This window comes from Streptomyces ureilyticus, from assembly GCF_011045025.1.
Lineage (GTDB): Bacteria > Actinomycetota > Actinomycetes > Streptomycetales > Streptomycetaceae > Streptomyces > Streptomyces ureilyticus.
On sequence record NZ_JAAKZX010000415.1, the window covers coordinates 1 to 2644 of the forward strand.

The following is a 2644-nucleotide window of genomic DNA, read 5'->3' on the forward strand; positions in this document are numbered from 1 at the left end:
TCCCCCACCCAGGCGCACGCGCCCGAAGCCCTGCTCCCCGCCCTGTCCACTCGCCTCCACGGCGACGGACAGTCATCCCCGCACTCCCTTCTCTTCGGCCCGCCGCCCCGCGACGACGCAGCCCTCATCCACCTCGCCGACCAACTCGACGCCCTCGAAAGAGAGGTACGCCGTCCATGATGGACCCGACCACTGACAACGCCGCGGACACCAGGGATCCGGGCGCCGCCCTGGCCTCCCTGGAGGCCCTGCGCGCCGAGATCGCCAAAGCCGTGGTCGGCCAGGACCCCGCCGTGACCGGCCTCGTCGTCGCACTCCTCTGCCGCGGCCACGTCTTGCTCGAAGGAGTCCCCGGGGTCGCCAAAACGCTGCTCGTACGCGCCCTCGCAGCCGCCCTCGAACTCGACACCAAGCGCGTCCAGTTCACACCGGACCTGATGCCCAGCGACGTCACAGGCTCCCTCGTCTACGACACCCGCTCCGCCGAGTTCTCCTTCCAGCCCGGCCCGGTCTTCACCAACCTCCTGCTCGCCGACGAGATCAACCGCACTCCGCCCAAGACCCAGTCCTCGCTCCTCGAGGCGATGGAAGAGCGCCAGGTCACGGTCGACGGCACCGCGCGCCCCCTCCCCGAACCCTTCCTGGTCGCCGCAACGCAGAACCCCGTCGAATACGAGGGCACATACCCCCTCCCCGAAGCCCAGCTGGACCGTTTCCTCCTCAAGCTGACGATCCCGCTGCCCTCCCGCCAGGACGAGATCAACGTCCTCACCCGCCACGCCGAGGGCTTCAACCCGCGTGACCTGCGCGCCGCCGGCGTACGCCCCGTAGCCGACCCGGCCGCCCTGGAAGCCGCCCGCGCGGCCGTCGGCAAGACAGGGGTATCTCCCGAAATCACCGGGTACGTAGTGGACATCTGCCGCGCCACCCGCGAATCCCCGTCCCTCAGCCTCGGCGTCTCCCCCCGCGGCGCGACGGCACTCCTGGCCACCGCCCGCGCCTGGGCCTGGCTGACCGGCCGCGACTACGTCATCCCCGACGACGTAAAAGCCCTCGCGCTCCCCACCCTCCGCCACCGGGTGGCACTCCGCCCCGAGGCCGAGATGGAAGGCGTGACGGCCGACTCCGTGATCAACGCGATCCTCGCCCACGTCCCCGTACCCCGCTGATGGCACTCACCGGACGCGCCGCCCTCCTCGCGGCCCTCGGCACCCTCCCCGTCGGCATCTGGGCACCCGGCTGGACGGGCATCCTCGCCGTGAACATCCCCCTGGCCCTCGCCTGCGCCTGCGACTTCGCCCTGGCCGCGCCCGTACGCCGCCTCGGCCTGACCCGCTCCGGAGACACCTCGGTACGTCTCGGCGAAGCCGCCGACGTCACCCTCACAGTCACCAACCCGACCGCCCGCCCCCTACGCGCCCGCATCCGCGACGCCTGGCCACCCAGCAGCTGGCAGCCCGGCACGGAAGTCACCGCATCGCGTCACCGACTGACGATCCCCCCGGGCGAACGCCGCCGCAGCACGACCCATCTGCGCCCCACCCGCCGCGGCGACCGCCAGGCAGACCGCGTCACGATCCGCTCATACGGCCCTCTCGGCCTCCTCGCCCGCCAGGGCACTCACAACGTCCCCTGGACCGTACGTGTCCTGCCCCCGTTCACCAGCCGCAAGCACCTCCCGTCAAAGCTGGCCCGCCTCCGCGAACTCGACGGCCGCACCAGCGCCCTGACCCGCGGCGAGGGCACAGAATTCGACAGCCTCCGCGAGTACGTCCCCGGGGACGACACCCGCTCCATCGACTGGCGCGCCACCGCCCGGCAAACCACGGTCGCTGTACGCACCTGGCGCCCCGAACGCGACCGCCACATCCTGCTGGTCCTCGACACCGGCCGTACCTCGGCGGGCCGCGTGGGTGACGCCCCACGCCTCGACGCCTCCATGGACGCGGCCCTGCTCCTGGCCGCCCTCGCCTCCAGGGCCGGCGACCGCGTAGACCTCCTCGCGTACGACCGCCGGGTACGCGCCCAGGTGCAGGGCCGAGCCGCAGGCGATGTCCTCCCCTCCCTGGTGAACGCCATGGCCCGCCTCGAACCGGAACTCATCGAGACGGACGCACGCGGCCTCACCGCCACCGCCCTCCGCACCGCCCCACGCCGTTCCCTGATCGTGCTCCTCACCAGCCTCGACGCGGCCCCCATCGAGGAAGGCCTGCTTCCCGTACTCTCCCGCCTCACCCAGCGCCATACAGTCCTGGTTGCCTCAGTGGCCGACCCGCACATAGAGCACATGGCCACGGCAAGGGGAAATACCGATGCCGTGTACGAGGCCGCCGCAGCAGCCCAGGCGCAAACAGAACGCCATCGCACCGCCGAGCAACTCACCCGCCACGGCGTCACAGTCGTGGACGCGACACCGAACGATCTTCCTCCGGCTTTGGCGGACGCTTATCTGGCCCTCAAGGCAGCGGGACGCCTTTAACGCAAAAATCCCCCGTGCCGAATGGCACGGGGGATTTCTCAATATTTGTTCGGCGGTGTCCTACTCTCCCACAGGGTCCCCCCTGCAGTACCATCGGCGCTGTAAGGCTTAGCTTCCGGGTTCGGAATGTAACCGGGCGTTTCCCTCACGCTATGACCACCGAAA

At 70.6% G+C, this 2644-nt stretch carries 2 protein-coding genes, 1 rRNA gene and 1 pseudogene; 3 read left to right on the top strand and 1 reads right to left on the bottom strand.

All coding sequences use genetic code 11. The features are described from left to right. The 3 genes and pseudogenes from G6048_RS47620 to G6048_RS47630 all read left to right on the top strand — a co-directional run. A pseudogene (locus G6048_RS47620) lies at positions 1 to 180 on the top strand (DUF4350 domain-containing protein); the annotation flags it as partial. Continuing rightward, complete coding sequence (locus G6048_RS47625; RefSeq protein WP_206343024.1) at positions 180 to 1169, top strand: AAA family ATPase; 990 nt, start codon at positions 180 to 182, stop codon at positions 1167 to 1169. The pseudogene G6048_RS47620 and the gene G6048_RS47625, both read left to right, overlap by 1 nt. Continuing rightward, complete coding sequence (locus G6048_RS47630) at positions 1169 to 2479, top strand: DUF58 domain-containing protein (protein WP_165345830.1); 1311 nt, start codon at positions 1169 to 1171, stop codon at positions 2477 to 2479. Before G6048_RS47625 ends, G6048_RS47630 begins: the two co-directional genes overlap by 1 nt. 47 nt (positions 2480 to 2526) lie before the next feature. Here the strand turns inward: G6048_RS47630 and rrf are convergent. Beyond that, positions 2527 to 2643 (bottom strand): 5S ribosomal RNA (gene rrf, locus G6048_RS47635). Position 2644 lies beyond the last annotated feature (1 nt).